The organism is Bacteroidota bacterium, from assembly GCA_030706565.1.
GTDB lineage: Bacteria > Bacteroidota > Bacteroidia > Bacteroidales > JAUZOH01 > JAUZOH01.
Window position 1 is genome coordinate 1 of record JAUZOH010000356.1, and the last position, 3,872, is coordinate 3,872.

General features: G+C 38.8%; 3 protein-coding genes. All 3 read left to right on the forward strand.

What is annotated here, in order from left to right:
- On the forward strand, positions 1–939 hold a 939-nt coding region (locus tag Q8907_14000), incomplete at its 5' end, for an oligosaccharide flippase family protein (protein ID MDP4275383.1).
- 3 nt (positions 940–942) lie between these two features.
- Positions 943–2,118: a glycosyltransferase gene (locus Q8907_14005; protein ID MDP4275384.1), complete on the forward strand. Its 1,176-nt coding sequence runs from the start codon at positions 943–945 to the stop codon at positions 2,116–2,118.
- Between the two features lie 219 nt (positions 2,119–2,337).
- On the forward strand, positions 2,338–3,872 hold a 1,535-nt coding region (locus Q8907_14010), incomplete at its 3' end, for an SLBB domain-containing protein (GenBank protein MDP4275385.1).

Here is a 3,872-nt window from a genome sequence, read left to right on the forward strand (position 1 = left end):
GTTTGGCTCTATTTGATTCCTTTGTCTGTTTTACTTTCGGCCCTTTACCAATGTTTTAATTATTGGACAATCAGGGTGAAAAAATTCAGGCATCTTGCTTTTGCCGGGATTAACCAGAGCATGAGTACTTCGATTGGAAAATTGATTTTAGGTTTTGCAGGTTTTCTGAAAAGCGGGCTGCTTGCAGGAAATTTGTTTGGCCAGTTTTCATCTGTCCTGGCACTGGGTGTTTCATTGTTCCACAAAAAGAAAGGAGAATTTCCTTCTGTCACCAGGTCCACAATCAAAACACAGGCAAAAATTTATAACGTTTACCCGAAATTTAATCTGATCCATGCCTTTACTAATATTTTTTCGGGGAACCTGCCCATTTTTGTGCTTGCTTCGTATTTCTCACAGTCTGCCGTAGGTTATTTCTCGCTTGGATTAGGGTTGGTTTTTAAACCGCTCAATCTTTTTACAACTTCTGTTCAGCAGGTTTTTTCACAAAAAATTGTTGAACGCTACAATAAGCAGCAAACTATCTATGCGAACGTGAAGACAATGGTCTGGCGTATTTTTAAAATAGAACTGCTTCCTTTTATAGTTGCACTGTTTCTTGCCCCTTTGGCCTGTAAATGGGTTTTGGGAAACAAATGGGAAACTGCCGGTTTATATTTACAGTTTCTTATTCCCTGGCTTTTTATGGTTGGTCTGGCCACTCCGCTATCTTTTATTCCCGAAATTTTCTTTTGTCAGAAAAAAGCAATGATTATTGATATTATTTACCTGGTATTCAGAATTATTTCTTTGGCAATTGGCGTTTGGGCCCGGAACTTATATCTGGCTATAGGGCTGTATAGTTTTGTTGGTGTTATTGTCGTTGGATATAACCTTTTCTGGTATCTTGAATTATGCAGGAATGCCGATAAAGATTTCTCACAATTTCGTAAAAATTAAATTATGCGTGTGTTGGTTTTACCTTCATGGTATCCGCCTGACGGCGGAAGTTTTTTCCGGGATCAAAGTGAAGCTTTAATGCATGCCGGGTTGGAAGTGCATGTTCTGGTAAATGAAAATAAAAGTTTAAAACGATTTCATTTTCTGGATTACAAGAAAGGGAAACAATTAAGGGTTTACAACGAAAATGGGCTGACTGTCATCCGGAAGACTTATTGGAAGCTTCCTAAAAATGAGAAGTTGAATGTCAAATATTGGACTGCTGCTACTTTTGATATGTTTAAAGAATATATTAACCGATTGGGCTGTCCCGACATTGTGTTGGTATATAGCTCATTATGGGCAGGTTTGGTGGCTGCCCAAATATACCGGGAGTTTCAGATTCCTTATGTGATCAATGAACATCGGGGACGTTTTGTTGCCGGAAACAGATATTCCGGCAAATACATCGAAAAGTGGTATATCCCCTTTCTTCGGGAAGCCCTTCAATATTCAGTGAAAGTAGTGGCTGTAAGCCCGGCTCTGGGAAAAAAATTAATAGAACTGGAGCCCTCTGTTGCTCAAAAGATATACTATATACCCGATTCCATTGATACTGTTTTTTTTCACCCTTCCGTTCAGAAACAAAATCGGGAATTTATCTTTTTTGCCCTTGGAGATCTCATTTATTTAAAGGGTTATGATATATTATTAAAGGCTTTTGCACAATTGGTAAGCCAAAACCACAATTCTTTCAGGCTGATTATTGGTGGAGAAGGGAAAGAGAAAAAATACTTACAGAGACTTGCAGTCAGGTTAAAGATTGGAGATAAAGTTACTTTTACCGGAAATTTGGACCGGCTGCAGGTTCGTCAGAATTTGCAAATGGCCAATGTTTTCGTTCATCCCAGCAGGCTTGAATCTTTTGGCGTTGTGCTTATTGAGGCTATGGCCTGCGGGTTGCCGCTGATAACGACAAGATGTGGCGGCCCGGAATATATTGTTACACCTGAGACAGGATTATTGGTTGAACCCGATAATCCCGGAAAATTGTCTGATGCCATGTCTTACTTTGTTCAAAATTATAATAATTATAATCGGGATGGGATAAGGAAATTTGCAATGGAACATTTCAATCAACATGATGTGGCTTTGCAATATTTATCACTTTTTAAACAATTGGATTTGGGGCAGATTTAGAATTTTAAACAAAATAATTCAGGCAATCAATATTTTTTTGGATTCAAAATACTAATTTCGCTTCTCCTTATTAAAAATAAAGCAATTTTATTCAGACAATAATAGAAAAACAATATGAAAGACAGAAAATCCTTATTTATTAACCATAACCATCACTTTTATCTAATTTTCCATTCTTATATTTTTGGGCTATTTTTCTTTTGTTCGGTTTCATTTTTTTTGCCTGAAACTGTAAATGCCCAATTGCCCGGAGGTGTCGCCTCAGGTCAAAACCTTAGCAATGTGAAGGTCGATCAAATGAGTGATGACCAGATCAAGCAACTTTTACAAAAGTCTCAGGCCAGTGGAATGAGTCAGCAGCAGTTGGAATCTGCAGTCCTGGCAAAAGGTATGCAACCCAGTGAAATTTTAAAATTGAGGGCAAGGGTTGCAAGTTTGAAACAACAAACGGGTCAGAAACAGGAACAATTTAGTTCTGAGGATAGAAGCCGGAAAGAAGAAGAAATTGATAATGGAAATCAGCCCAGTCAACAGGCCACCGGTCCCAATAAAATTTTTGGCTATTCTTTATTCAATAATCCAAGTATAAAGTTTGAGCCCAATATGAATATGGCTACGCCTAAAAATTATCAGTTAGGCCCCGGTGATGAACTGATTGTAGATGTATGGGGGGCTTCTCAGGCAACTTATCATTTAAAGATATCGCCCGACGGGAATGTGCTGATCAATAATGTGGGGCCTGTTCATGTAAATGGCCTGACAGTTGAAAATGCTTCCTCTAAAATAATTGGCAGGTTGCATAAGAATTATGCAGGATTATATCATAATACCTGGGCTCAGGTAACACTTGGAAATGTGCGTAGTATAAAAGTCACCATCGTTGGTGAAGTTCGTACTCCGGGGGCATATACTCTTTCATCCCTCTCTTCTGTTTTTAATGCCCTGTATCTGTCTGGAGGCCCTTCTGTAAACGGTTCATTCCGTAACATTCAGGTTATACGGGGAGGACGGGTAGCAGCCACCCTTGATGTTTATGATTTTCTGCTTCATGGTAAACCAATCAACGATATTCACCTGAAAGATCAGGACATCATTTATGTCGGCAATTATAAAACCCGGGTTGAAATAAGCGGTAAAGTTAAGCATCCGGCTATTTTTGAAGTTAAGGGGGATGAAAATCTTGACAATGTCCTCGCTTTTGCAGGGGGATATTCAGATAAAGCTTATAGCAAAAGGATTAAGATATATAGAAACACAGACCGTGAGCGAAAAGTTCTTGATATAGAATCAGATGAATTTAAACATTTTTCTTTGCATAACGGCGATAGCATAGTTGTTGATCCCATACTTGAGCGTTTCGAAAACAGGGTGGAAATTAATGGGGCTGTTTACCGTCCTGGTATTTACGCCCTTACGGACAATATTACCCTGAAGGATCTTATTGCAAAGGCTGAAGGATTAAAAACCGATGCTTTTTTATCCAGGGCTTCTATTTACAGGCATAAGGATGATTATTCCATTGAAGTTATTCCGGTTGATCTCTCCGCTGTCATGAAAGGGGTTTCTCCGGATATCACCTTAAAACGTGAAGATTTAGTGAAAATTCCTTCCATTTACGATTTAAAAGAAACCTATTCTTTGCAGATTGAGGGCGAAATAAAAAAGCCGGGAACCTATCCCTTTCTTGAAAATTCGACGCTTCACGATTTAATCGTTATGGCCGGTGGCTTTCTGGAATCCGCTTCAATTTCACA

What these genes read in the sequence shown, in the direction of transcription:
- Q8907_14005 (MDP4275384.1), top strand. Translation starts at nt 943, where the DNA reads ATGCGTGTGTTGGTTTTACCTTCATGGTATCCGCCTGACGGCGGAAGT.